Below are 24,875 nucleotides of genomic sequence, written 5' to 3'. Positions count from 1 at the left end.
ACCCGGCCGCGCCGGACGGACCCGGCCCGCGCCGAGGAGGGCGGCGGAACCCGCCCCAGGCGCCGCACCGGCGCACACGACCGCGCGGCCGCGGTGCCGCCGGGAAGGCCGACCGCACCGCCGCCGAGGCCGCCGCAGAGAGCGCGCGGCCCGCCCAGATGGAGGCATGAGCCCTGACGAACACAGAGACCACCAGCGAACCCCGACGGACGTTCCGCGATCTGGGTGTCAGCACCGAGATCGCCGACGCCCTCGAAGCCGAAGGGATCATCGAGCCCTTCCCGATCCAGTCCCTGGCGCTCCCCCTGGCCTTGAACGGCTCCGACATCATCGGACAGGCGCGCACCGGCACCGGCAAGACGCTCGCGTTCGGCCTGCCGCTGCTGCAGCTGGCCCAGGAGTCGCCCGGCGAGTCCAAGCGCCCGCGGGCCCTGGTCGTCGTCCCCACCCGCGAACTCGCGATCCAGGTGGCGGCCGACCTGACCACGGCCGGCAAGCGCACCAAGGCGCGGATCCTGACCGTCTACGGCGGGCGCGCCTACGAGCCCCAGATCGACGGGCTCAAGCAGGGGGTCGACGTCGTCGTCGGCACCCCGGGCCGCCTGCTGGACCTGGAGAAGCAGAAGCACCTCAGCCTGGCCGGGGTGCGCGCCGTCGTCCTCGACGAGGCCGACAAGATGCTCGACCTGGGCTTCCTGCCCGACATCGAGCGCATCCTCAACAAGATCCCCGACGAGCGCCAGTCGATGCTCTTCTCGGCGACCATGCCCAGCGAGATCGTGGCGCTGTCCCGGAACTACCTGACCCGGCCCACGCACGTGCGCGCCGGTGACGACGACGATCCGGACGCCACCACGACGAGCCACATCGAGCAGTTCGCCTACCGGACGCACCAGATGGACAAGGCCGAGATGCTGGCCCGTCTGCTGCAGGCCGAGGGCCGCGGACTGAGCATGGTCTTCTGCCAGACCAAGCGGGTGTGCGACAAGGTCGCCGGCGAGCTCAAGACGCGCGGCTTCGCCGCCGCAGCCGTCCACGGGGACCTGGGCCAGAGCCAGCGCGAGCGCGCGCTGCGGGCGTTCCGCAACGGCAAGATCGACGTGCTCGTGGCCACCGACGTGGCCGCGCGCGGGATCGACGTCGACGACGTCACCCACGTCGTCAACTACGAGTGCCCCGACGACGAGAAGACCTACACCCACCGGATCGGCCGCACCGGCCGCGCCGGGCGCTCGGGGACCGCGGTCACCTTCGTCGACTGGCAGGAGATGGCGCGCTGGAAGCTGATCAACAACGCGCTCGAACTCGACAACGCCGACCCGGAGGAGACCTACTCCACCTCCAAGCACTTCTTCGAGGACCTCCGCATCCCCGCAGGGACGAAGGGGCGCCTGGCCAAGGACCGCCAGGAGCGGGCCGGCCTGGAGGCCGAAGAGGTCGAGGACATCGGCGACACCGGCGGCCCGCGCCGCCACGAGAAGGGCGAGAAGGGCGAGCGCCCGTCGCGCTCGCGGAACCGCAACCGCAAGCGCACCCGCGGGGGGCGCGGCGCGTCCGCCCCTGCCGCAGAGGGCGGCGCCCAGGCCCCGGCCGCATCCGGTGACGAGGGGTCCGCTCCCACGCCCCGGCGGCGCAGGCGGCGCCGCACCCGCAGCGGTGTCGATGTGAAGGGCGCCCCGCAGGAGAAGGGCCAGGAGGGCTGATCCCCTCCGCCGCCGAATGACGAAGGAGGGGGCGGCCCACCGGGACCCCCTCCCCCCGGGGCGCGGTCCGCGCCCCGCCACCGATCGGCGTCCGCCCCGCCGCACCCTGCGGATTCTGGGCGGACGCGAGATCGTCTAGGGTGAACCGTCGTGAGCACTCCCCGGTTTCTGGAACTCCCGCCCGGCGTGCGGCGGACCGATGTGACGACCGCCGCGGGCACCTTCGCGGCCCTGCGCGCGATGCCCACCTCCGGCGGCTGCGAACACCGCCCGGCGGTCCTGGTACCGGGGCTCACCGGCAGTAAAGAGGACTTCATCGCCCTGCTGCAGACGCTGGCGCAGGCGGGGCGCACGGTGTTCGCCGTGGACCTGCCGGGCCAGTACGAGTCGCCCGGCCCCGCGGACTTCGACGGCTACGGGACGGCCTGGCTGGGCCGCTCGGTCGCGGAGCTGGCCGAAGAGGTCGGCGACGGCGGGCCGGTGCACCTGCTGGGCCACTCCTACGGCGGCCTGGTGACCCGCGAGACCGTGCTGGAGGACGAGGCCCCCCTGCTCTCGTTCACCCTGATGAGCTCGGGACCGGCCGCGGTGCCGTCCGTGGAGCGTGTGGCCGACGCCCAGAGGCTGATCGCCTACCTGGGGGCCGAACCGACGCCCGAGCGGCTGGCGGACCTGTGGGAACGGTTCCTGGACGGCCCGGCCCGGCAGAGCGGGCTCGCCGACGACATCCTGAACTTCCTGCGCCGGAGAATGCTGGCCAACAGCCCCCGGAGCCTGGTGCGCATGTGCGAGGAGATCCTCTCGGCCGGGGACCGCACCGCCGAACTCGCCGCGACCGCGCTGCCGAAGCTGGTGCTGTACGGCGAGAACGACGACGCCTGGCCCCCGGAGGTCCAGGCCGCGATGGCGGACGAGCTGTCCGCCCGCAAGGTCGTCGTCCCCGGCGCCGCGCACTCCCCCAACGTCGAGGCCCCGGAGACCACCGCGAGCGCCCTGACAGGCTTCTGGAACGCCGTGGAGACGCCGGAGAGAAGCGTATAGATTCCCCCTACTCCGACCATGTGGGCGGGATTCAGGTACGGAATCCCGCTTGCACGACGCCGGATGCTCGATCACCCGGTGGCCATCAGGCGTATTGCCCCCTACGTCAGGACGTGCCAGATTGGACACTGAAGGATCTTCAAGGGGGAGGACATGGGGCAGCGGGTGCTGAGCATCCAGGTCAACCTGGAGCTCGAAGACGACAACACCCGGTTCCGCCGACCCGAGCAGCGCTCTCACGAGATCGCCAGCGCAACGGCGGAAGCGGCAGAAAAGGCCTACAGGGAGTCGGACGCCACCCCCGCACTTTCAAGCATTTCCTGGAACTACACGGTCATGAAGCGCTGTGCGAGTGGCAAGGACATCAGGCACTACAACTCAAGCGACGAAGACGAGCTCTGACCTTGACTACCTGATCGACTTTGCCATTCGCTTACCGGACCCAGCGGAAAGCGCGGTGAGGGCGTAAGGCGTGCCCGTTCGCTCCGACACCGGAGACGGCGCCCCCGTGGAGGCGCCCGCTCCCCGGGAGCGGAGGGCCCGACCCTCTCTCCACCTCGAGGGCGGGCCCACTCGCTATCACCGTGGTGATCAGACCCAGGAGTCGAAGTTGCCCGACTCCTCTTCGACCGAGGTCTCGGGGCCCTGGTCGGGGAGGACACGGGTGTCCGGCGGAAGCGACAGCAGCACCTCGCCCACCGAGTGCAGCTGGCGGGTGTAGTCGATGTACCCGTCGCCCACCGTGCCCAGCTCGCCCGCACGCAGGGTGTCGCCGCTGAAGACCACGCCGAGCTGGGAGATGTAGTAGCCCACGGTGCCCGATGAGGTGCCGGGCAGGCCGAGCACGTCGATCTCCAGGTCGCCGGCGGAGAAGGACCCGCCCGCCTCGATCTCGATCTCCGGCTGGTGCTCGGCGCCGTGCACCTTGCGCCAGGGACGCAGCTCGCGCCGGTGCAGGGCGATCGGGGCCTCGTCGCGCTCGGCGACCTCGATCGCCGCGCCGATGTGGGTGTTGTAGCCGTTGGTGCAGGCCACCAGGTAGACCTCGCGGTCGCCGACCGCCTCCATGATCGCCTGGGCGTCGTGGGCGGGGTCGATGACGATGACGCCCTCGTCGTCGGCCTTGACCACCCAGGTGTTGCTGACGACCTTGTAGTCCTCGCCGTCGACCTGGAGCACCCCGGCCGTGCGAACGCGCTGGACGCCGTCGCCGTCGGGCTCGTCGATGCCCGGCTCCTCGGGCTCGATCTCCCGCTTCTTCTTGGCGACGGACTTGTCCTCGTCCCCGGCGCCGTCCTTGTCGGAGTCGCCGTCCTCATCGGAGTCGGACTCGTCGGCCGCGGCGGCGGTCTCCGCGTCCTCGCCGTCCTCGTCCTCGTCGGCGGCTTTACCGGCCCCGGCGCCCTTGGCGGCCTTCGTCGCCTTCGTCGCCTTCTCCGTCTTGGCGGACTTCTCGCCGTCCTTCTTCTCGGACTCCGAGGACTCCTCGTCCTTCGCGTCGTCGGAGGCGGTCTCAGAGGCGGTGTCCGTGTCCTCGTCCGACTCGTCGTCGGTGTCGGCGGCGTCGTCGTCGGAGTCGGTGTCGGCCTTCTCGGCCTTGGCGGCCTTCTTGCCGGCGTCGTCCCCGGCCTTCCCACCGGCGGTCTCCTCACCGGACTCCGCGTCGGCGGCCGTGTCCTCGGCGGGCTCCTTCTCCTCCTTCTCCTCCTGCGACTCGTCGGTCGCCACCGCGGCGGCCTCCTCGGCCTCGCCGGTCCCCTTCTTCTTGCCCTTCCGCTTCCAGAACACGGTGCCGACCCTTCGATTCGCGTCCGAACTTCCGATACGTAGCGGGACCATTGTGGCGGCCCCGGCAGGTGCGCCGGTACCCCGCGCACGCGGCCGGCCAGCCTGGCAGCCGGCCGCTAAGCCGTCCATAAGCGGCCGCACTCACCCCGAGGTGATCGGCCGCGCCCCGGTGGCCGGAGCGGTCAGGCGCTCGAACTCCTCCGGCGCCGTCGTCCTCGCCCCGATCCTGTGGCCGGTCAGTTCCCCATGGTCGTCGCTCGACCCGGTCACCGCCAGCCCCAGATCCCGGGCCACCCCCCTCCAGTGCCCGGCCTCGGCCTCGTCGTGGTCGGGATGGTCCGCCTCGACCGCCCCCAGCCCCGCGCGGGCCATCCGCTCCACCAGGTCCTCGGGGACCGCCCCGGTCAGCATCCCCTCCGCCCGCGCCGGGTGCGCCAGCGCGCACACCCCGCCCGCGGCGCGCACGGCCTCCACCGCCCGCACGGGGTCCAGGGCGTAGCGCGCCACGTACCCGGGCCCGCCGGAGCCGATCCACCGGTCGAAGGCGTCCTGCACGTCGGCGGCTCCCCCGGCCTCGACGATCGCCCGGGCGATGTGCGGGCGGCCGATGACCACCCCCGCCTCCCGCGCCCCGTCCCCGGCGCCGTCCGCGCCCCCGAAGGCGATCTCGCGCACCCGGTCCCAGGTGACCTCCAGCCCCGCCTCCCGGAGCCGGCGCACCATCTCGCGCGCCCGTTCGACCCGGTCGTCGCGGATCCGGCGCAGCTCTCCCGCCAGCTCCGGCGCCTCGGCGTCGAACAGGTAGGCGGCCAGGTGCACGCTGGCGCCCCGGTAGGCGCAGGACAGCTCCATGCCGGGGACGAGGGTGAGCCCCGGGGGAAGCGCCCCGGCGGCCTCGGCGATGCCCGCGACGGTGTCGTGGTCCGTGAGCGCGAGCACGTTCACCCCCGCCGCGTGTGCGTAGCCGATGACCTCGGCAGGGGCGTCGGTCCCGTCGGAGACCGAGCTGTGCGTGTGCAAGTCGATGCGTGTGCCCGTCACCGGACCGATTGTAGGGACCTACTCGTCCTCGACCGGCTGGAGTGCGGATTCCAGGAACGGCGACGGCGCCCCGAAGGGCGGCGGCAGGGACACCCCGTCGACCCGGTCGCGCAGGTCGCGCAGGCCGGACAGCTCGCACGTCAGGACGCCGGCGTCGGCGGGGCTGAGCACGAGCCACACCCAGCTGGCGTAGGCCTCGCCCGCATAGACGGCCGTGCGCTCGCCGCCGGTGTCCACGCTCCACATCGGGATGTCGTGCCCGTCGTGGCGCACGCGCAGCTCCGGGGGCCCCTTGTCGAACCCGGCCCCCGGGTCGGGGCCGAGCAGGCCCGCCAGCCGCGCGCCCAGCCCGATGCCGGGGTCCTCGGCGACGAGGACCATCTCCCCCACGCCGCCCAGCGGCGCGGGCCCCGACAGCGCGACCGCGATGCCCAGCGCACCGCTGCGCTCGTCGCCCGCGTGCGCGAATCCGGTGACCACCCATCCCACCGGCAGCGGCCACGGCAGCCACACCGGGACCTGGGCGGCGTCCAAGAGCAGGTCCAGCGGGGTCTCTCCCGGCTGCCGGATCGGCTGGAGCGGCGCGACCGGCCCGTGGGCGGCGCACTGCCAGGCGCTCGTCCACAGGCTCGGCGGCCGTACGCGGCGCCCGCACCGGGGACACGAGGGTTCTCGCAACATGGTCATCCCGAGGGATACCCCGCCGACCTGCACGGAAACTCCACCCGTGCAGGTCGGCGGCGGGCGGCGCGGTGGAGGCGCCGCACGGCTTCATCGGGCTCAGAGGCCGCCGTACGGCGGCGGGTCCCGGTAGGGGCCGGCGGTGTGCCCGCCCGGGTAGGGCCCCGGCGGAGGGGTCTGGAAGTGCGTTCCGTGCGGGGCCCCGTCGCCCAGGGCGGCCCGCGGGAGAACCCCGCCGACGGCACCGGAGGCACCGGGGGCACCGGGGGCACTCGCCGGTCCGGCGGGCGGGGGCTGCATCACCCAGTGCGGCAGACGGCGGCGCGCGGGCGGCTCCGGATGGTCGTCCGGGTCGCCGGGCACCGTGCGCCGGATGCCCATCCGGCGCGCCAGCAGGGCCACGACGAGGCTGTAGACCAGCACCTCGGCGGTGGTGCCGGCCACGCCCGCCCAGGACCCCGACCCGGTGGCGGCGTCGGCCAGTCCGCCCTCGTAGGCGGTGAGCACGAAGGCGACCAGGTTGTGCACCACGTGCAGCCCGATCGCCGCCTCCAGGCCGCCCGTGTACCAGGTCAGCCACGCCACCGCCACGCCGAAGACCGCAACGTCCAGCAGCGCCCAGTCGGTGTAGTCGTGCATCAGCGCGAACACGGTGCCGCTGACCAGGATGGCCGGGACCGGTGTGCGCAGGAGGCGGGAGAGCGCCGAGCCGCCGCGCGGGTGGTCGGCGGGGCGGCCGTAGGAGCCGACCGCCTGCATGAGGAAGCCGCGCAGCGCGACCTCCTCGGCCGAGGCCTGGAAGGGCACCAGGAGCAGGATCACCACGAGCGCGGGCAGGAACCGCTCCATGCCCGCGAACGCCCCGACGAACCCCTCGTCCCCTCCGGAGAAGAGCTGGAGGGTGTACAGCATCCCCAGATAGAGGGCCAGAACCGGCAGCGCCACCAGCGCGCACACGCCGAGCCACCGCCCGCGGAGCCGGCCCTCGACCGACATCAGGGAGCCGAACGGCCGCCACTGCACGGTGCGCGCCACCAGTAGGGCGATCGGCGTCATGGTGGCCAGCACGATCAGCATGAAGGCCAGGTCGGGGACCTCCGCGCCGAACGGGGACTCGCCGGTGGCCGGGCGCCCCTGCAGCACCATGTACACGGCGGCGGCCATGTACATCACGATCTGGGTGAGCAGCACCAGCAGCACCCCGACCAGCAGCGCCAGCGGCGGGATCCACCACCGGAAGCGCCAGGTGCGGGCGAGCCGGTGGTAGGGCGTGCCGGGCCGGGCCCGCGCGGGTCCGTTCGCGGGGCGGGGCGGCTCCGGAGGCGGCCACGCCCACACGGGGCGCCCGCCCTCCGCGGCGGCGCCGTCCGGCGGCCCGGCCCAGGCCTGGGGCCCTCGGTCCGGCGGCTCCCGGCCCTGCTCCCGGCCCGACGGTTCGGACGACCAGGACGCGTCCGACGGCGGTGGCGTATTTCTCATCGTTTGCCGAGATTACTATCCGGCCATGTATTGCCGCTGTTAAGAACCGCCCGCATCCGTTCCCAGGGTGTCCGACGCCTCCCCTTCTCCGCCTCGGGGCGCCCGTCCCGCGGCGGATGCGAACGCCCTGAGCTTGTCGGGATTGCGCTGGATGAGGAGGCTCGTGAAGCGCCCCTGGAAGACCTCGACCACGACCAGGCCCACGAGGGCGCCGTCCGGCATGGAGAGCAGCACCCCGGCCTCGCCGTTGACCGCGACCTCCTCGGCCCGGATCCCGGGGTACTTCGGCCCGAGCGCGGCCATGAAGCGCGCGCACTTCTCCGCTCCGTGGATCGGGTGGAGCGCCGCCCGCACCTTGCCGCCGCCGTCGGTCACCAGCTGCGCGTCCTCGGCGAGCATCTCCTTGAGCGCGCCGACGTCGCCGACCGCGCTCGCCTCGAGGAAGCGCCGGGTCAGCCGCCGCCGCTCGGCCTCGTCGGCGGTGAAGCGGGGCCGCCGCCGTCGGACGCGGTCCCGGGCGCGGTGGGCGATCTGCCGCACGGCGGCCTCCTCGCGCTCCACCGCCTCGCCGATCTCGGCGTAGGGCAGGCCGAACACCTCGCGCAGCACGAACACCGCCCGCTCCACGGGGCCCAGCGTCTCCAGCACCACCAGCATCGCGTAGGAGACCTCGTCGGCGCGCTCGACCTCCTGGGCGGCGTCGGGCGCGGTGTCGACCGGTTCGGGCAGCCAGGGGCCGACGTAGGCCTCCCTGCGGGCGCGGGCGGCGCGCAGCCGGTTGAGCGCCGTGTTGCTCACCGACCGCACCAGGTAGGCGCGCGGCTCGGCGACGTCCGAGCGGTCGCGGCGGTCCCAGGAGATCCAGGTCTCCTGGACGCAGTCCTCGGCGTCGTGGACGCTGCCGAGCATGTCGTAGGCGACGCCGAACAGCAGCCGCCGGTGCCGCTCGAACACCTCCTCCCGCTCGGCGCTCCCGGCGTCGGGCCCACGCGCCGTGTCCGGCGTCCCGGCCTCGCCCATGGCGGTCTCCTCCTCGGTCCCGGTGGCCGCTTCTCCCGGCGGCGGGCGCCGCCACAGCACAGGACACGTTACGGGGGCGATCCGTGACAGCCCGGGCGCCGAAAAGCCCCGAAAAAGCGGCGGGAGGCGGCGGGGACCCGCGCCGACCTGCACGCCCGTGCGGCCGCCGTGTGGGACACACCCGCCCGCGGACCGGGAATACCCTGCTGACCTGCGGATAAGGGTACCCTTACCAGGTATCCCCGGGTGTTCTCCGCACCGTCCGCCGTCACTACCATGGGGTACATGTCCTCCACTCCCACCACCGAGCAGGTGAACGCGGCCCTGGCGAACGTCCAGGACCCCGAGATCCACCGCCCCATCACCGACCTCGACATGGTCAAGAGCGTCGACATCGCCGACGGCGGCGTCGTGCACGTCGGCATCTACCTGACGGTGGCCGGCTGTCCGATGAAGGGCCGGATCGAGAAGGACGTCACCGAGGCCGTCTCCGGGGTCGAGGGCGTCACCCGGGTGACCGTCGAACTCGACGTGATGAGCGACGAGCAGCGCAAGGCCCTGCAGACCAAGCTGCGCGGCGGCCAGGCGGAGAAGGAGATCCCCTTCGCCAAGCCGAACTCCCTCACCAAGGTCTTCGCGGTCGCCTCCGGCAAGGGCGGCGTCGGCAAGTCCTCGGTGACCGTCAACCTCGCCGCCGCCATGGCCGCCCAGGGGCAGAAGGTCGGCGTGGTCGACGCCGACATCTACGGCCACTCGGTGCCCCGGATGCTGGGCGTGGAGATGCCGCCCACCAAGGTCGAGGACATGATCCTGCCGCCGTCGGCCCACGATGTGAAGGTCATCTCGGTCGGCATGTTCACCCAGGGCAACCAGCCCGTGGTGTGGCGCGGCCCGATGCTGCACCGCGCGCTGCAGCAGTTCCTCGCCGACGTCTACTGGGGCGACCTGGACGTGCTGCTGATGGACCTGCCGCCCGGCACCGGCGACATCGCGATCTCCGTGGCCCAGCTGCTGCCGAGCGCCGAGATCCTGGTGGTGACCACGCCGCAGCAGGCCGCCGCCGAGGTGGCCGAGCGGGCCGGCGCGATCTCCGCGCAGACCCACCAGCGGGTCGCCGGGGTCATCGAGAACATGTCGTACTACGTGGCGCCCGGCAGCGAGGAGCGCACCTACCTGTTCGGCGAGGGCGGCGGCCAGACGGTCGCCGACGGGCTGACCACGGCCCTGGGCGCCCAGGTGCCGATGCTGGGCCAGGTGCCGCTGGACGTGCGCCTGCGCGAGGGCGGCGACGAGGGCAAGCCGCTGGTGCTGTCCGACCCCGACTCCGATGCGGGGAGCGTGCTGACCGGCATCGCCGAGCAGCTCACCGGCAAGCCGCGCGGCCTCTCCGGCATGCAGCTGGGCATCAGCCCCACCCGCAAGTAGGACCGCGGTCGGGCGGACGGAGCGAGCAGAGGGAGGTCCGGGTGCCCGGCACCGAGGACGACAAGGCGTGGCTGGGCGTGGCCCTGGAGGAGGCCCGCGCGGGCCGCGCCGAGGGCGGCGTCCCGATCGGGGCGGCGCTGATCGGCCGCGGCGGCGAGGTGCTCGGCCGCGGCCGCAACCGCAGGGTGCAGGACGGCGACCCGTCCGCGCACGGGGAGACGGCCGCCTTCCGCAGCGCCGGACGGCAGCGCTCGTACGCGGGCACCACGATGGTGACCACGCTGGCGCCGTGCTGGTACTGCAGCGGGCTGGTGCGCCAGTTCGGCATCTCCCGCGTGGTGATCGGCGAGAAGCGCACCTTCTCCGGCGGCCAGGACTGGCTGGCCGAGAACGGTGTGGAGGTGGTGGTCCTCGACGACCCGGAGTGCGTGCGCCTGATGAACGGCTTCATCGCCGCCGAGCCCGCCCTGTGGAACGAGGACATCGGCGAGGACGGCGAATAGCCGCCCCGCGGACGGACATACGTGGGCCCCGGCCGGGAAGTCCCGGCCGGGGCCCACACGCATCCGGGGACCTGCGGCCGCCCGCTCGTCGGCCCGTTGCACGCCGCACCGCCCCGAACGGAGACGGGGGCGCCCGCGGCGCCCCCGTCGCGGGTTCGCGGCCCTTTCGGACGCTCCTCGTCAGTCGCCGGGGGTCTCCTCGTCCGCCCCGGCGCCCGAACCGGAGTCCGCGTCCTCGTCGTCGGCGCCGCCGGTCGGTCCGGCGCCGTCGATGATCTCCTGCACCACGGCCTCGACCTGTTCGGAGGGGATGGCGAAGCCCAGGCCGATGCTGCCGCTCTGCTCGCCCGGCGCCGCGCCCATGGTCGCGATGGCGGTGTTCACCCCGATCACCCGCCCCTCCAGGTCGACCAGCGGGCCGCCGGAGTTCCCCGGGTTGATCGCCGCGTCGGTCTGCAGGGCGTCGATGTCGGTGCGGGCCCCTTCCTCCCCCAGGGCCACCGAGCGGTCCTTGGCGCTGATGATCCCGGTGGTCACGGTGCCGGCCAGGCCCAGGGGCGCGCCGATGGCGATCACCTGGTCCCCCACCGTCACGTCCTCGGAGGGGCCGAACTCCAGCGGCTCCACCTGCTGGGGGCGCTCCACCTTGACCACCGCCAGGTCCGACTCGGGCCGGGTGCCCACGATCTCCGCGGGGCTGGAGCGCCCGTTGCCGTAGACGACCTCCATGCCGTCCTCCAGCGCGCCGGCCACGTGGAAGTTGGTCACCACGTGGTCGTCGGCGATGACGAAGCCCGACCCGTTGCCGCCCTGGCCGCGGTCGGTCGGCTGGATCGACACCACGCTGGGGCTGACCCGCTGGGCCACGCCCGCGATGGTGTCGGGGGCGCGGCTGGGGGCGTCGCTGGGCAGCGCGGTGTTCAGCTTCGGCCCGTCGGAGGTCGGCTCGGGCGCAGGGGCGCCGATGCCGCCCACGTACCCGCCGACCCCCGCCGAGACCAGCGAGACCACGAGCACCGTCGCCAGCACCGCCCACACCGGCATCCCGCGCCGGGGCCGCCTGGGGGGCGGCCCGGGCGGCGGCGCCGGATGGCCCTCCGGGCCGGGCGGGAACTGCGGCGGCCCGGCGCCCCCCGCGCCGGCGGCACCGGGCGCACCGGGCGCACCGGGCCCGGGCATGGGCGGCTGGGGTCCGGTGCCCCCGGGGTGCTGGGCGCCCGCGTGTGGGCCCCCTGCGTGCGGGCCGCAGGGGGGTGGGCCCCCCGGACGGGGGGCGCCGGCCGGATGCGGCCCCGGGGGCGGGCCGCCGGGCGCACCGGCCCCCGGGGCAGGCCGTCCCGCGGGACCGGGCGGCTGGGGGCCGGTCCCGGCCGCGCTCGGCCAGGGCCTGGACGGGTCGCCTCCCGGAGGCTGCGGCCGGTGCGGCGTCCCGCGGCCGTCCGGAGGAGGGGGTCCGGTCTCGTCGGTCATGAAGTCTCCGTTTGTCGCTGCCGCCCCCGATTGTGGGGGAGGTGGCGTAAACCGTCGGTATGGCGGTGGTCCGGCCGGTGCCCGCGGCGGCGCCCCGAACCTCCGGCGACGCACCTTACGCCTCCGAGAGGCGGTATACCCCATCCGCCCGGGGCCGTGCGTGCCGCCCCCTGCCCGCGGGTCACATCCCGAGCCACTCTCCGAAGCGGTCGAAGCCGCGCCGCACCCGGCCCCAGAACCCCGGCGCCTCCGGCGGCGGCAGGGCCTGGGCCGCGGCGGCGACCGAGTCCCGGGGCGCGTCGGCCAGGACGGTGTAGACGTGCTCGTCCGACTCCCACATCCTCAGCTGCCGGCCCGAATCACCCACATAGACGGTTCCACCCCGGTATTGGACCTCGCGCACCCCTTCGACGGTTCCCAGCGATTCGGCGTCGAGCCGACCCTCTTGGACGAAGACGGACACCACGGACAGCCCGTCGGAGTATCCCAGATGCAGCACCCGCCCGGTCGGCGCCCGGGCCGAGCGCGCCTCGACCAGGCGCATGTTCCAGCCGACCCGCTCCGGGAGGCTCCAGCCCCGCTCGCGCAGCCCGCGCAGCTCGTCGGCGCCGAGCAGCCTCCCCCACGGGTCCTCCGCCGCGGCGGCCGCCCCCTCCGGCGCCCCGCCGCCCGGTTCGTCCCCGTCCGCGCCGGGCTCGCCGATGCTGGTGAACTCCACCGAGTGCACCTGCCGCCCGGCCCCGTCGACGCTCTCCCGTCCCAGCGGAAGACCGCTCTCCCGGTCGATCCAGAACCGTCCGGCCGTGCTGCCGTCCGCGCGCCGCGCCTCCACCAGGCGTACCGGCCGCCCGGCGACGGAACCGCCCCCGGCCTCCTCGGTCACCCGGTAGTTGGCGGCCAGCGCGTCGAGCATGCCCTCGGCCAGGGCCGGGAAGGCCTGGGAGCGGCCGGGGGGCAGCGGGTGCTCGCCGCCCGGCGCGGCCACCTCGCCCACGCGCACGCCCGACCCGGGAACGTGCTCGACCTCGACCATCCGGTGCTCGGTCCCCGAGGGCCCGGTCGTGCTGATCGACTGCACCCCTGCGTACGGCAGCTCTTCGGCGGCCTGGGCGGCGCGCCGCAGCAGCCCCATGGCGTCGTCGGTGCCGGGCGCCGGCCGCTCGGCGGCCTGCGGAGCGGCCGAGGCCGCCGGGAGCACCGCCAGCAGCACCGCGCAGCACAGGGCCAGGACCAGCGCGGCGGCGCGGGGCCGCAGGGCCGCCGCACCGCCGGTCCGCCGTGCGTCCAGGGCTGGGTCCGGGGCGCTCACCACGCCCGCGGGGTGCCGGGCCGGACCTCCCAGGACCCGTCGCCGTGCCCGTCGACCGGGTCGCCGTGCCCGTAGGCCGGATCGTGCAGGGCGGGGAGGGCCTGGCGGCCCTCTTCGCGCCCGCCGTCGGGCGGCACCGCGGCCTCCCCGGCGGTCAGCGCGTGCTCCATCGCGTAGTCCGGCAGCGACGGCCGCACCACGGGCGCGGGCTCCTCGTCGCCGCCGGCGGCGAAGGCGCCGCCCACGGCCAGGGCGAGCAGCGAGGCGCCGGCGACCGCGTAGCGGGGGACGCGCCGGCGCGGCCGGGCGGGGCGGGGGCGGCCTTCGGCGGCTTCCAACTCCCTCCGGTCCTCCTGCGCGGAGGACCGGAGGGGCAAGAATGCCGCCGCGGCGCGCAGCGCGGAGGCCTGCGGGCGCCAGGGGCCCAGGGGCGGGCGTTCGCCCAGCCCCGGGCCGTCACCGAGCGCCGGACCCGATCCCAGGGGCGCCGACCCGCCGAAAGGGGGCGGCCCCCCGCCCGCGTCCGGGGGGCCGTGCGGCGGTTCCGCCGACGGGCTCCCCAGCGCTGACAGCCGGCCCAGCAGGTCGGCCGCGGGTTCGGGGCCGTCCAGGCCGTGCAGGCGCCGCTTGAGCCGGCGCAGCATGTCGGCCTCGAAGCGGCAGGAGTCGCACGAGGCCAGGTGGATCAGGGCCCTGTCCCGCTCGGCCGCCCCCAGTTCGCCGTCGACCAGGGCGGAGACGCGCTCGCCCAAGTGCTCCGTGCTCATTCCACCTCCCGGGTCCGAACGTGCGCCGCGGGACCGTCCTGCTCGGGCCCCGTCTCCGGGGCCGCGGACGAGCGCCGTGCGGCGAGCCTGCGGCGGTGCTCCAGGGCCTTGCGCAGCTGCGCCCGGCCCCGGTGGATCCTGCTGCGGACGGTGCCGAGCTTGACCCCCAGCGTCGCCGCGATCTCCTCGTAGGACAGCCCCTCGATGTCGCACAGCACCACCGGCGCGCGGAACTCCGCGGGCAGCGCGTCCAGCGCGGCCTGGATGTCGGCGTCGAAGTGGCGGTCGTCGTAGGACTGCGCGGGCGAGGGCTCGCGGCCCTGGAGCCGTTCGTCGGCGTTGTCGGCCAGGCCCTCGAAGCGGATGCGGGCCTTGCGGCGCGCCATGTCGAGGAAGAGGTTGGTGGTGATCCGGTGCAGCCACCCCTCGAAGGTCCCGGGGGTGTAGGTGGACAGCGACCGGAACACGCGGATGAAGACCTCTTGGGTCAGGTCCTCGGCGTCGTGCTTGTTGCCGGTGAGGCGGAAGGCGAGCCGATAGACCCTGGCGGAGTGGTTGGCGACCACGTCCTCCCAGCTCGGGGGCTCCCACTGCTCGAAGTCCACGGCAGCGTCGGGGTCGGCCACCGCTACTCCTTTCGGTTCGTCCCGCGCACCGGGCACGGTGCCGCGGGGACGGCCCGCGGTCTCCTCGCCGGTTCCGGGGAGGGCTCACGTCGCCCACCGGCTTCGGTCCCGTCGGTGCCTTCCTCCGTTGCAACGCCGGGCGGCCCCGAATAAGTTCCTGTCCGGCCATCGTGTTCGGCCAGGTTTCGTGCGCACGTTCCGGCCGGTCTTCGGGCTACGCTTGCCCTGACGAGACCGCCCGGAGGCTGGAGGAGGCCGCCATCACCGGCACAGAACACACCCCCGCGCGGGCCGGACGGTCGGGCGCCGCCGCCGCAGAGGCCGCGCTGGCGGGGGTGCGCTCGACGGCGCGCACCGCGCCGGTGCGCCCGGTGGGCGAGGAGTCGGGCTCGGCGCTGCGCTTCCTGGCCGCCGCCATCGGCGCGCGCGCCGTGGTGGAGATCGGCACCGGGTGCGGCGGCTCGGGCATCTGGCTGCTGCGCGGCATGGACCCCGAGGGCATCCTCACCACCGTCGACGTCGACCCGGTCTGCCAGGAGGCCGCGCGCGAGGCCTACCGCGCCGCCGGCTTCTCGGCCAACCGGACCCGGCTGATCCGCGGCGCCGCCCTGGAGGTGCTGCCGCGGCTGACCGACGGCGCCTACGACATGGTCTTCGCCGACGCGGTCAAGACCGAGTACCCCGAGTACCTGCGGGCCGCGCTGCGGCTGCTGCGCCCGGGCGGGGTGGTGCTCTTCCACGGCGCCGTCGACGCCGCCCCGGACGGCCCGCTCAGCGCCACGGACGCGGGCGCGGCCGCGGTGCGCGAGACGGCCCGCGCCGTGCACGAGGACGAGTCACTGGTGCCGCTGATGCTCCCGGTGGGCGGCGGCCTGCTGGCGGCGATCCGCGGCGGGGACGACGAGGCCTGACCGGCGCACCGCCCGCCCCTGTCGGCCACGCACCTCAGGCCCCGCACCTTTCGGCCGCGCACGCGCCGGAGGAGGGCGGAGACGGCCCGCACCGGCCGCACGGTCCGGCCGGGTAGACGGACGGGAACGGGCACCGGGCGCACCCCCGCCGCCGGGGGTGCGCCCGGTGCTCAGGCCTCCAGCCAGCGCAGCAGGGTGCGGGCGGCGAACCCGGTGCCGCCCTTGGTGAGCAGGCCCTGCTCGGACATGGAGCGGCCGGGACCGGCCACGTCCAGGTGCGCCCACGGCAGCCCCCCGGTGAACTCCCGGAGGAACAGCGCCGCCTCGGTGGCGCCGGGGTGCCCGTAGTCGCCGCTGGTGCCGATGTTGGCCAGGTCGGCCACGGGCGAGGAGACGGTGGGGGCGTACTCCTCGGTCAGCGGCATGCGCCACAGCGGCTCGCCGGAGCGGTCCCCGGCCTCCAGCAGAGCCCCCGCCAGCGCGTCGTCGGTGGCGAACAGGGCGCCCGTTCCGGTTCCCAGGGCCACCTTGGCCGCCCCGGTGAGCGTGGCGACGTCCACCAGGGCGTCCGGCTCCAGCTCGGCCACCGCGTAGTCGAGGGCGTCGGCCATCACCAGGCGGCCCTCGGCGTCGGTGTTGAGCACCTCGACCGTGCGGCCGCCGTAGGTGGTGAGCACGTCGCCGGGGCGCTGCGCCGAGCCCGACACCGCGTTCTCGGCCACCGCCAGCAGCCCCGTCACCCGGGTTCGGCAGCCCAGCTCGGCCAGGGCCGACATGGCGCCGATCACCACGGCGGCCCCGCTCATGTCGGTCTTCATGAGCTTCATGTTGTCGTTCGGCTTGAGGGAGAGCCCGCCGGTGTCGAAGGTGACGCCCTTGCCCACCAGGACCACGTGCGACTCGGCGCCCTCCGGGGCGTAGTCCAGGCGGACCAGGCGCGGCGGACGGGAGGACCCCTGGCCCACGGCCAGGATGGCGCCGAAGCCCTCGCGCTCCAGGTCGGCCTCGTCCCAGACCGTGGCCTGGAGTCCGGCCCGGGCCGCGACCTCGGTGGCCCGGCCGGCCAGCCAGGCCGGGTCCTTGCGGGCCGAGGGGGTGTTGATCAGGTCGCGGGCCAGCGCCGCCGCCCCGGCCAGGGCGGTCCCGCGCCGCACCGCCTCCACCGGCTTCGCCTCGCCGCCGCCGTCGCCGCAGGCCAGGACGATCTCGCCGACCGGCTCCGGGCCCTTGGGGTCACTGGCCAGGCTGAACCGGTAGGAGGCCAGCAGCGCACCCTCGGCGAACGCCGCGAGCGCCTCGCCTCCGTCGCCGCCGGTGCCGCCGTCGCCGCCGGGGCCCGGGAGCCCTGCGGGGACGGCCGCCCTGCTCCTGCCCTTGGCCAGGCGGGCCAGGGCGGCTCCGGCGGTGCGCAGGTCCGCCGCCGTGCCCTCTCCGACGCCCAGCAGGGCCACCCGCACCAGCCCGCCGCCGAGGTCGGCGGCGAACTGCGCCGTCTCCCCGGCGCGTCCGGTCAGCTCATAGTGGGCGATCAGCTCGGCCAGGGGGGCCGGCAGCCGTGCGTCCAGGCCGTCCGGGAGGGCGCCGGGCGGTCCGGCGACCGGCTCGGGGCCCTCGGCCCCGGCGCGCACGGCCACCACCGCCAGGTCGGCGCCGGCCTCGGCGACGGATCCGGCCACCGGGTGGATCTGGGTTGGGAAAGGCACGCTCGCTCGCAATCTAGGGGACGTGTCGGATGCGGCGTCGGCCGCCGGCGGCCTCAGCCGACGGCGCCGTCCAGGGCGTCCTTGAGCTCCTTGGCCTCGTCCGGCGTGAGCTCGACGACGAGGCGCCCACCGCCCTCCAGCGGGACCCGCATGATGATGCCGCGGCCCTCCTTGGTGACCTCCATCGGACCATCGCTGGTCCTCGGCTTCATCGCCGCCATGCCGTATCCCCTTTCATAAGGAAACTCTCGCGGAGGGAACTCCACCGGCACCGTGCCGTGCGCCCGGGGCGCACCCGGTCCCGAACCCGGGTCTCGTCCGCGCGACTCAGGGTTTCGATCCCCGTTCCGTCATTATCTCGGTTTTGCGACCGGAATGGGAACGATCGGACAGCCGCCGGGCCATCGGCTCCGAGGAATCCGAACAGTAAGGTTATAGCCGCAGCGCCGGAACGCGGGCGCCGGCACCGTTCACCCGAGCCGATCTGGAGTTCCACGTGGCCGACAACGACGCCGACACGAGCGCACCCGAGAGCCTCTCCTACGACCTGAGCGACGGGGTCGCGACCATCACGCTGGACCGCCCCGACGCGATGAACTCGCTGACCCGGGCCGCCAAGGAGGAGCTGCTGGCCGCGGTGGAGCGCGCCAAGTCCGACGCCGGCGCCCGCGCGGTGGTGCTCACCGGGTCGGGCCGGGCCTTCTGCGCCGGGCAGGACCTGCGCGAGCACGCCGAGAACCTGCGCGACGGCAAGGGGCTGGACGGCACGGTGCGCGGCCACTACAACCCGATCGTCACCGCACTGGCGAGCATGCCCAAGCCGGTCGTGGCGGCGGTGAACGGGGTGGCGGCCGGAGCGGGCGCGGCCCTGGCCTTCGCCTGCGACCTCCGGCTGGCCTCGGACAAGGCGAAGTTCTCGATGGCGTTCGCGGGCGTGGGCCTGGGCGCGGACTCGGGCGCCTCCTGGACGCTGCCCCGCCTGGTGGGGCACGCGCGCGCGGCGGAGATGCTGATGCTGGCCGAGCCGGTCGACGCCCACAGGGCTCTGGAGATCGGCCTGGTCAACCGCGTGGTGCCCGCCGACGACCTGGCCGCAGAGGCCCGCGAGCTGGCGGTGCGCCTCGCCCAGGGGCCGACGGTGGCCTACGCGGCGATCAAGGCGGAGCTGGCCTTCGGGTCGGGCCTGGACCTGGCGAGCGCCCTCGATATGGAGGCCAGCCTTCAGGACCAGTGCGCCCAGACCCGCGACCACAAGAACGCCACCCTGGCGTTCCTGGAAAAGGAGCGTCCGGAGTTCGAGGGCCAGTGACCGGCCTCCGGTAAGGCGCCCCTGGGCGGGGCGCCGGGGGCGCCCCGCAAAGGACACCTGCTCCGGTGAGTGCGCCCCGTTCTTGTCGGCCGGGCCCGGACTTGTCGGCCGAATCGAATCGGCCTCCCAGGTGTGCCGCCTCCACGGCGCAGGAGGGGCCCGCCCCTCGGCGTCCCAGCGGGGACGTGAGGGGAGGGCGGGGCCGTCCTGGACCGGGATACCGACGCGGCGGCCGGGCACCGCCAGGGGCCGCGTCGGTACCGGCCTGTGGAGCGCGGATAGGGCGGATAGGGCGGACGCGCGTTCCCGCCCACCACGGCAGAGCATGAATCCGCCCGGAGCATCCCGCACGGCTCGTGCGGGAGCGGGCGAAGGTGCCGGGCCTCAGGCCCGAACGGGGGTCAGGACAGCGTCCCGGTGGAGATCATCGTCGTCCCGTCGTGGGAGGTCGCCTCCCAGCGGGCGTCGAGGGTGCCGTCGGCGCCGCCGGTGGTCAGCACCAGCCGCGACTCGTCCACACAGCGGTCCTCGGCGTCGTAGGTCTCCACGTAGTCGAAGACCAGGCGGGACTCCCCGCGCTCCCGCAGGGTGAGGCTGCCGCGGCACTCCAGGGTGTACCACTCCGAGCTGCCCCGCTCCTCGCCGGTCTCCAGGCGCACGCGGGCGTCCCAGTCGGTGACGTGCTCACCGGCCTCGTCCTCCTGGATCATCTTGCCCTGCCAGGTGCCGGCGAAGGAGTCGGGCACGCTCGCGCTCTCGGCAGGGGTCTCCTGCGGGTCCGGGCGCAGCGCCAGGACCACCAGGACGCCGCCGACCAGCAGCGCGGCCGCGCCCGCGGCGACGGCGGCGATCATCCCGCCCCGGCGGCGGCGGGCGGTGTGCCGTGTGGAGCGCGGCGGCGGGTACAGCGACATCCCCCGCACCGGCGAGGAGGAGCCGCCCTCCTCCTCGCGGCGGGTCGACGAGCCGCTCACCGCGCACCCCCGGGGCGCGCGGCGGGGTCCGGCCTTCCGTGCATCGCTCTCACCCTTCCTCCCGCGAGCCGGGGTGGGGCCGGCTCGCCTGTCCAGCGACTGAGGATAAGCGACCCGGCGACCGGACCGGTGCTCAGTCCCCTCCCCGCAGGAAACAGCCGGCCAGGTGGTCGTCGACCACCCCGGTGGCCTGCATCGCGGCGTAGGCGGTGGTGGGGCCCACGAACCGGAACCCGGCCGCGCGCAGCCGCTTGGCCAGCGCGGCGCTCTCCGGCGTGGAGGCGGGGACCTCGGAGTCGCCCGCCGGCGCGGGCCGCCCCGGGGCCGGGGCGTGCTCCCAGACCGCCGCGGCCAGGCCCCCGGGGAGCTCCAGGGCGGCGCGCGCGTTGCCGATGACGGCCTCGATCTTGGCGCGGCTGCGGATGATGCGGGCGTCGGCGAGCATCCGCTCCACGTCGGGCCCGCCGAAGGCCGCAACCGCCGCGATATCGAAGCCGGCGAAGTGCTCGCGCAGGGCCTCCCGCTTGCGCAGCACGGTCAGCCAGGACAGCCCCGCCTGGAACGCCTCCAGGCTGACGCGCTCGAACATGCCCTGGTCGGTGCGGACGGGGCGGCCCCACTCGGTGTCGTGGTAGGCCGTCAGGTCCTCGGTGCCCAGCGCCCAAGTGCAGCGCGGGCGCCCGTCGGGGCCGGCGGGGGCGTGCGGGGCGGCGGTCTCGTGCGTCATGGGGGTCCTCCCGGCGGTGGTCGCTGTCGGGCGCCGGGAGGGGGCGGCGCTCAGCCCTGGGCGGCCCGGCCGGCGGGCGCGTCCTGCCGCGGGGCGGGCTCCTGGTCGGCGGGGGCGGGCGTCCGGAGCTCGGAGGGCCCGGCCTCCGGGGGCCGGATCGCGGTGGGCCCGGCGGTGCCGGGCTGCGGCCCGGGACGGGGGTAGAGCACCCGCGGCCCGGTGGCCGCGCCCGCCTCGGCCAGGCGCCGCTCCAGGTCGGCGATGCGCTCGTCCCGCTCGGCCAGCGCCGCCGAGAGCCTGCGCAGCACCTCGTCGACACCGCGCACATGGTAGCCCCACAGGGCCAGCGGCAGCGCGATGCGCCCCACGTCGGACGGGGTCACCGGCCGGTCCTCCGGCAGGTCCAGGGGCGGGTGGTCGGCCTCGAAGCGCGCCAGCTGGCCGCCCTTCCCCATGACCGCGTAGGCGACGCCGGCGAGCACGGCGACCGCTGACAGCGAGATGAGGATGAGGATCGTTGGATTCACGGTTCCGATCGTGCCACATCGCGGCGGACCGTGAACGGGCCCCGGCATGGCAGACTCGGCGGTATGCACACGTGCGGGCAGGCGGGACCGGACGAGGGGGCGGCCCAGGTGCTGGCCCCCGGGGCGCGGCCGGAGGGGGCCGCGGACGCCGGGCACCGGCCGCCGCCGGACCGGGTGCGCGCCCTGGCCGCCGACGGCGCCCCGGTCCTGGTGCGCTGTGAAGCCGACGACCCGGCCGAGAGCGCGGCCCTGGTGGCCGTCTACGCCTGGCTGGGGGCGCGGCTGTTCACCAGTGCGCACCCCCGCGCCGCCCGGCAGGCGCTGGACATGGTCCTGACGGTCCGCGGCGACCGTCGCCCCGCGGCGGTACGCCGCGGGCTGGCCTAGGTGTACTGACCACGGAGGCCAGGTACGGACCGGCAGCGGTGCGGCAGCAGGAGGGGGGCCTCCGACACAGGTGTGGCTCGTCGAGATCGACACCTGATGAAGGTCAGGAGGCCCTCCGCGGCCCAAACTGCCCACGCCGACGCCGAACCGGCCACCGACGGGCGCCTGGTCCCGGCCCGCTGCACCGTCGAGGACGGCCGGCCCCCGCGCCGGGCCGTACCGGTCCGGCTCCGTGCCGTCGGTGCGGTCCGACGGGGACGGCCCGGCACGGGCGGCGGCCGCGGGGCAGGCGGCGCGGCCGCCGACCGGGCCCCGGGCGGTGCCTACTCGCCCTGTTCCTCGGCGGCCTCGGCGACGGCGCGGGCCTCGACCTCGCGGCGGGCCGCCATGTCCGCGTGGGCCTTGGCGATGATGTCGACGACCTCGCCCGGGTCGTCGGTCAGGTACATCAGGTCCGGGTCGTCCGGGGAGATCACCGCCTCCGCGCGGAGCCGGTCGCGGATCCAGTCCACCAGGCCGCCCCAGAACTCGGTGCCCACCAGCACCACCGGGAAGCGGGTCACCTTCCCGGTCTGCACCAGGGTGATCGACTCGAACAGCTCGTCCAGGGTGCCGAAGCCCCCGGGCAGCACCACGAACGCCTGGGAGTACTTCACGAACATCGTCTTGCGGACGAAGAAGTACCGGAAGGTGACGCCCATGTCGACGTAGTCGTTGAGGGACTGCTCGAAGGGCAGCTCGATGCCCAGGCCGATGGACGGCCCGCCCGCCTTCTGCGCGCCCTTGTTGGCGGCCTCCATCAGGCCGGGTCCGCCGCCGGTGATGACCGTGTACCCGGCACGCGCCAGGTCGCCGCCGATGGTCTCGCCCAGCTCGTAGTAGGGCGACCCGGGCCGGATGCGCGCCGAGCCGAACACGCTCACCGAATGCCCGACCTCGGAGAGCAGTCCGAAGCCCTCGACGAACTCCGACTGGATCCGCAGCACCCGCCACGGATCGGTGTGCACCCAGTCGGCCGGACCGCGGCGGTCCAGCAGGCGCTGGTCGGTGGTGGTCTCCGGTATGGCGCTGCCCCGGTAGGTGAGGGGTCCCGCGCGGCGGATCTTCTCAGCATCGGTCATGGGGCCAAAATATCCCCAGGAGCAGGGTGCGCGCCCGCGCGGCGGGGCCGGGCCGCGCAGCGTTCAATCAGGCGCCGCCACCGGTCAGCCAGGCGGTCATCCGCCGCTCGGCCTCGTCCACCAGCGCCAGGTCGGCCCACTCGTCGCGGGTGTGCGCCAGGGTGGGCTCGCCCGGCCCGTAATTGACCGCCGGCACCCCCAGCTCCGACATCCGCGCCACGTCGGTCCAGCCCAGCTTGGCGCGGGCCTGCCCGCCGCCGACGGCGGAGACGAACTCGGCGGCCGCCGGGTCGTCCAGGCCGGGCCGGGCGGGCGGCGCGGCGTCGGTGACGCGCACGTCGAACCCGTCGAAGACCTCGCGCAGGTGGGTCTCGGCGTCCTTGACGCTCAGGTCGGGGGCGAAGCGGTAGTTGACGGTGACCACGCACTCGTCGGGGATGACGTTGCCCGCCACTCCCCCGGACACGAAGACCGCGTTGAGCCCCTCGTGGTAGCGCAGCCCGTCGACCTCGGGCTCGCGGGGGGTGTAGGCGCGCAGCACGTCCAGGATGCGCCCGGCGCCGTGGATGGCGTTGCTGCCCATCCACGAGCGCGCGCTGTGGGCGCGCTCCCCCCGGGCGATGACCTCGACCCGCATGGTGCCCTGGCAGCCGCCCTCGATGACGCCCCCGGTCGGCTCCATGAGCACCGCGAAGTCCCCGGCCAGCCACTCGGGGTGCTCCCGGGCCAGCCGGCGCAGCCCGTTGCGCTCGGCGTCGACCTCCTCGCAGTCGTAGAAGACGAAGGTGAGGTCGTGCACGGGCTCGGTGAGCGCGGCGGCCAGGCGCAGCTGCACCGCCACCCCGCTCTTCATGTCGGAGGAGCCGCAGCCGTAGAGGCGGTCCCCCTCGCGCCGCGAGGGCACGTTGCCCACGATCGGCACGGTGTCGATGTGCCCGGCGAGCACCACCCGCCTGGCCCGGCCCAGCTCGGTGCGGGCCACCACGGCGTCGCCGTGCCGGTCCACCCGCAGGTGCGGCAGGCCCGACAGCGCCTGCTCGATCATGTCGGCCAGGGGCCGCTCGCCTCCGCTGACCGACTCGGTGTCGACCAGGCGGGCGGTGAGCGTGCGGACGTCGTCGGCGAGGTTGAGCATGGCCGGAACCTTCGGGATCGGGGACGCGGACGAGGGGCGGGCGGGGGCGCCGGGGCGCTCGGGCGGGCCGCCCCGCGGCACGGGGCGGCCCGGACCCGCTCGCGCGGGGCGCGTCAGGCGTTGACGCCGTGCTCGCGGAGCATGTCGTTGAGCGCCAGCTTGTCGTGCTCCTGGCCCTCCTCCAGGCGCTTGAGCACCAGCAGCACCGGCATGCCGAAGTCGCCGCCGGGGAAGCTCTTGACCCGGTTGGCGGTGACGCACACCGACCAGGCGGGGGCCTCGCCGCGGGGCAGCTCCTCGCCGGTCTCGGCGTCGTAGACGCGGGTGGAGGAGGTCAGGATGGTGCCCGCGCCGAGCTTGGCGCCGCGGCGCACCCGGGCGCCCTCGACGACCATGCTGCGCGAGCCGAGGAAGGCGTCGTCCTCGATGACCACCGGCGAGGCCTGCGGCGGCTCCAGCACGCCGCCCACGCCCGCGCCGCCGGACAGGTGGACGTTCTCGCCGACCTGCGCGCAGGAGCCCACGGTGGCCCAGGTGTCGACCATGGTGCCCGAGCCGACCCAGGCGCCGAAGTTGGTGAAGGAGGGCATCAGCACGACGCCCGGGGCCAGGTGGGCGCCCCAGCGGGCGATGGCGCCGGGCACGACGCGCACCCCTTCGAAGCGCTTCTTCAGCGGGATGCGGTCGTGGTGGTAGAAGTCGCCGACCTGCGACTCCTCCATGCCCAGGACCCGGAAGCTCAGCAGGATCGAGCGCTTGGCCCGCTCGTCGACGACCACCTGGTCCGTGTCGCCGTCGACGAAGGCGACGCGCGCCTTGCCGGCGTCGAGTTCGTCGACCGCGCCGATGATGGTGTCGCGGGCGGCGGTGTCGTCAGGGGTCAGCTCGGAGCGGCGCTCCCAGAGCTCGTCGATCTCCTCGGGGAGCGGACTGGTGAACGAGGTGGTCATGTCCGGTGAGCCTAACGGTTCGCGGGCCCACCGACGAACCGGGCGCACCGCCGACCGGGGGCGTCGGCTGGCAGCCCCGCCACCGGGGACGGTACGCTCCGGCGCGGCGCCGCCTTCCACGGCGGCGCCCCCGGAGACCCTCTACCATTCGGGTAGCGAACACCCCGGTTCAACGGCGTGCGAGACCCTCGCTCATCCCCTGCGTCACGTCTGGGGCCGGTCCCTGTCCGTCGGGGCGCCGGACCGCGCGGCGCGCGGCCGCGCCCCATGAGTCCAAC

25 protein-coding genes are annotated in these 24,875 nt (G+C 74.9%); 8 read left to right on the top strand and 17 right to left on the bottom strand.

What is annotated here, in order from left to right:
- Positions 1 to 266 precede the first annotated feature (266 nt).
- From C892_RS0107405 to C892_RS0107395, 3 genes are all read left to right on the top strand, one after another.
- Positions 267 to 1,703, top strand: coding sequence for a DEAD/DEAH box helicase (locus tag C892_RS0107405; protein ID WP_193374751.1), 1,437 nt, complete (start codon positions 267 to 269; stop codon positions 1,701 to 1,703).
- Positions 1,704 to 1,853: 150 nt separating this feature from the next.
- Positions 1,854 to 2,744: an alpha/beta fold hydrolase gene (locus C892_RS0107400; RefSeq protein ID WP_040685316.1), complete on the top strand. Its 891-nt coding sequence runs from the start codon at positions 1,854 to 1,856 to the stop codon at positions 2,742 to 2,744.
- 153 nt (positions 2,745 to 2,897) lie between these two features.
- On the top strand, positions 2,898 to 3,146 hold the full coding sequence (locus tag C892_RS0107395; protein ID WP_017556700.1) for a hypothetical protein: 249 nt from the start codon (positions 2,898 to 2,900) through the stop codon (positions 3,144 to 3,146).
- Positions 3,147 to 3,335: 189 nt separating this feature from the next.
- On the opposite strand, the gene C892_RS0107390 is transcribed toward C892_RS0107395, so the two are convergent.
- From C892_RS0107390 to C892_RS0107370, 5 genes are all read right to left on the bottom strand, one after another.
- On the bottom strand, positions 3,336 to 4,532 hold the full coding sequence (locus tag C892_RS0107390; RefSeq protein ID WP_017556699.1) for an MBL fold metallo-hydrolase: 1,197 nt from the start codon (positions 4,530 to 4,532) through the stop codon (positions 3,336 to 3,338).
- Between the two features lie 141 nt (positions 4,533 to 4,673).
- Positions 4,674 to 5,573: a PHP domain-containing protein gene (locus tag C892_RS0107385; RefSeq protein WP_017556698.1), complete on the bottom strand. Its 900-nt coding sequence runs from the start codon at positions 5,571 to 5,573 to the stop codon at positions 4,674 to 4,676.
- An 18-nt stretch (positions 5,574 to 5,591) separates the two neighbouring features.
- Positions 5,592 to 6,260 carry a DUF6758 family protein gene (locus C892_RS0107380; protein WP_338040836.1) on the bottom strand — a complete coding sequence of 223 codons (669 nt, stop codon included), beginning with the start codon at positions 6,258 to 6,260 and terminating at the stop codon, positions 5,592 to 5,594.
- 93 nt (positions 6,261 to 6,353) lie between these two features.
- Positions 6,354 to 7,733, bottom strand: a complete 1,380-nt coding sequence (locus C892_RS0107375) for a CPBP family intramembrane glutamic endopeptidase (RefSeq protein WP_239647296.1) — start codon at positions 7,731 to 7,733, stop codon at positions 6,354 to 6,356.
- A 39-nt stretch (positions 7,734 to 7,772) separates the two neighbouring features.
- Positions 7,773 to 8,813, bottom strand: coding sequence for an RNA polymerase sigma-70 factor (locus C892_RS0107370; RefSeq protein ID WP_017556695.1), 1,041 nt, complete (start codon positions 8,811 to 8,813; stop codon positions 7,773 to 7,775).
- A gap of 225 nt (positions 8,814 to 9,038) precedes the next feature.
- Here C892_RS0107370 and C892_RS0107365 point away from each other — a divergent pair, with 225 nt between their 5' ends.
- Both C892_RS0107365 and C892_RS0107360 read left to right on the top strand, forming a co-directional pair.
- The gene (locus tag C892_RS0107365) at positions 9,039 to 10,178 is read left to right on the top strand and encodes an Mrp/NBP35 family ATP-binding protein (RefSeq protein WP_026124200.1); all 1,140 of its coding nucleotides are present in this window, start codon (positions 9,039 to 9,041) and stop codon (positions 10,176 to 10,178) included.
- A 41-nt stretch (positions 10,179 to 10,219) separates the two neighbouring features.
- The gene (locus C892_RS0107360) at positions 10,220 to 10,681 is read left to right on the top strand and encodes a nucleoside deaminase (RefSeq protein WP_017556694.1); all 462 of its coding nucleotides are present in this window, start codon (positions 10,220 to 10,222) and stop codon (positions 10,679 to 10,681) included.
- Between the two features lie 180 nt (positions 10,682 to 10,861).
- Here the strand turns inward: C892_RS0107360 and C892_RS0107355 are convergent, their stop codons facing one another.
- From C892_RS0107355 to sigE, 4 genes are all read right to left on the bottom strand, one after another.
- On the bottom strand, positions 10,862 to 11,725 hold the full coding sequence (locus C892_RS0107355) for a S1C family serine protease (RefSeq protein WP_239647294.1): 864 nt from the start codon (positions 11,723 to 11,725) through the stop codon (positions 10,862 to 10,864).
- Between the two features lie 607 nt (positions 11,726 to 12,332).
- Positions 12,333 to 13,463: a sigma-E factor regulatory protein RseB domain-containing protein gene (locus C892_RS0107350; RefSeq protein WP_017556692.1), complete on the bottom strand. Its 1,131-nt coding sequence runs from the start codon at positions 13,461 to 13,463 to the stop codon at positions 12,333 to 12,335.
- On the bottom strand, positions 13,457 to 14,227 hold the full coding sequence (locus tag C892_RS0107345; RefSeq protein ID WP_026124199.1) for an anti-sigma factor family protein: 771 nt from the start codon (positions 14,225 to 14,227) through the stop codon (positions 13,457 to 13,459). The genes C892_RS0107350 and C892_RS0107345 overlap by 7 nt, the downstream gene beginning before the upstream one ends.
- A complete protein-coding gene (sigE, locus tag C892_RS0107340) occupies positions 14,224 to 14,853 on the bottom strand; it encodes an RNA polymerase sigma factor SigE (protein ID WP_017541832.1) in 630 nt (209 codons plus the stop codon). Before sigE ends, C892_RS0107345 begins: the two co-directional genes overlap by 4 nt.
- 170 nt (positions 14,854 to 15,023) lie before the next feature.
- On the opposite strand from sigE, the gene C892_RS0107335 reads away from it, so the two are divergent.
- Entirely contained in the window at positions 15,024 to 15,764 is a 741-nt protein-coding gene (locus C892_RS0107335) for an O-methyltransferase (protein ID WP_017556691.1), read from the top strand.
- Between the two features lie 170 nt (positions 15,765 to 15,934).
- On the opposite strand, the gene C892_RS0107330 is transcribed toward C892_RS0107335, so the two are convergent.
- Together C892_RS0107330 and C892_RS30400 are read right to left on the bottom strand one after the other, a co-directional pair.
- Positions 15,935 to 17,467 (bottom strand): leucyl aminopeptidase, encoded by a 1,533-nt coding sequence (locus C892_RS0107330; protein ID WP_026124198.1) that lies wholly within the window; start codon positions 17,465 to 17,467, stop codon positions 15,935 to 15,937.
- A gap of 53 nt (positions 17,468 to 17,520) precedes the next feature.
- A complete protein-coding gene (locus tag C892_RS30400) occupies positions 17,521 to 17,688 on the bottom strand; it encodes a DUF3117 domain-containing protein (protein ID WP_083932818.1) in 168 nt (55 codons plus the stop codon).
- 275 nt (positions 17,689 to 17,963) lie between these two features.
- Here C892_RS30400 and C892_RS0107320 point away from each other — a divergent pair, with 275 nt between their 5' ends.
- On the top strand, positions 17,964 to 18,776 hold the full coding sequence (locus C892_RS0107320; RefSeq protein WP_017541836.1) for an enoyl-CoA hydratase-related protein: 813 nt from the start codon (positions 17,964 to 17,966) through the stop codon (positions 18,774 to 18,776).
- Between the two features lie 401 nt (positions 18,777 to 19,177).
- On the opposite strand, the gene C892_RS0107315 is transcribed toward C892_RS0107320, so the two are convergent.
- The 3 genes from C892_RS0107315 to C892_RS0107305 all read right to left on the bottom strand — a co-directional run bounded on the left by C892_RS0107315 (position 19,178) and on the right by C892_RS0107305 (position 20,959).
- The gene (locus C892_RS0107315) at positions 19,178 to 19,750 is read right to left on the bottom strand and encodes a hypothetical protein (RefSeq protein ID WP_017556689.1); all 573 of its coding nucleotides are present in this window, start codon (positions 19,748 to 19,750) and stop codon (positions 19,178 to 19,180) included.
- Between the two features lie 133 nt (positions 19,751 to 19,883).
- Complete coding sequence (locus tag C892_RS0107310; RefSeq protein ID WP_017541838.1) at positions 19,884 to 20,477, bottom strand: DNA-3-methyladenine glycosylase I; 594 nt, start codon at positions 20,475 to 20,477, stop codon at positions 19,884 to 19,886.
- A 50-nt stretch (positions 20,478 to 20,527) separates the two neighbouring features.
- Positions 20,528 to 20,959, bottom strand: coding sequence for a hypothetical protein (locus tag C892_RS0107305; protein ID WP_017556688.1), 432 nt, complete (start codon positions 20,957 to 20,959; stop codon positions 20,528 to 20,530).
- Between the two features lie 108 nt (positions 20,960 to 21,067).
- Between C892_RS0107305 and C892_RS0107300 the strand changes: the two genes are divergently transcribed.
- Entirely contained in the window at positions 21,068 to 21,391 is a 324-nt protein-coding gene (locus C892_RS0107300; RefSeq protein WP_017556687.1) for a hypothetical protein, read from the top strand.
- Positions 21,392 to 21,714: 323 nt separating this feature from the next.
- Here C892_RS0107300 and C892_RS0107295 read toward each other — a convergent pair whose 3' ends face one another.
- The 3 genes from C892_RS0107295 to C892_RS0107285 form a co-directional block, all read right to left on the bottom strand.
- Positions 21,715 to 22,512 carry an LOG family protein gene (locus C892_RS0107295; protein WP_017556686.1) on the bottom strand — a complete coding sequence of 266 codons (798 nt, stop codon included), beginning with the start codon at positions 22,510 to 22,512 and terminating at the stop codon, positions 21,715 to 21,717.
- A 67-nt stretch (positions 22,513 to 22,579) separates the two neighbouring features.
- Positions 22,580 to 23,647 (bottom strand): succinyl-diaminopimelate desuccinylase, encoded by a 1,068-nt coding sequence (gene dapE, locus C892_RS0107290; RefSeq protein ID WP_017556685.1) that lies wholly within the window; start codon positions 23,645 to 23,647, stop codon positions 22,580 to 22,582.
- A 113-nt stretch (positions 23,648 to 23,760) separates the two neighbouring features.
- Positions 23,761 to 24,597, bottom strand: a complete 837-nt coding sequence (locus tag C892_RS0107285) for a 2,3,4,5-tetrahydropyridine-2,6-dicarboxylate N-succinyltransferase (RefSeq protein WP_017556684.1) — start codon at positions 24,595 to 24,597, stop codon at positions 23,761 to 23,763.
- Between the last annotated feature and the right edge of the window lie 278 nt (positions 24,598 to 24,875).

Source organism: Nocardiopsis baichengensis YIM 90130, from assembly GCF_000341205.1.
Taxonomy (GTDB): domain Bacteria; phylum Actinomycetota; class Actinomycetes; order Streptosporangiales; family Streptosporangiaceae; genus Nocardiopsis_A; species Nocardiopsis_A halophila.
Note: the sequence above shows the minus strand (reverse complement) of the source record. Positions and strands in the feature narration are given on the sequence as shown.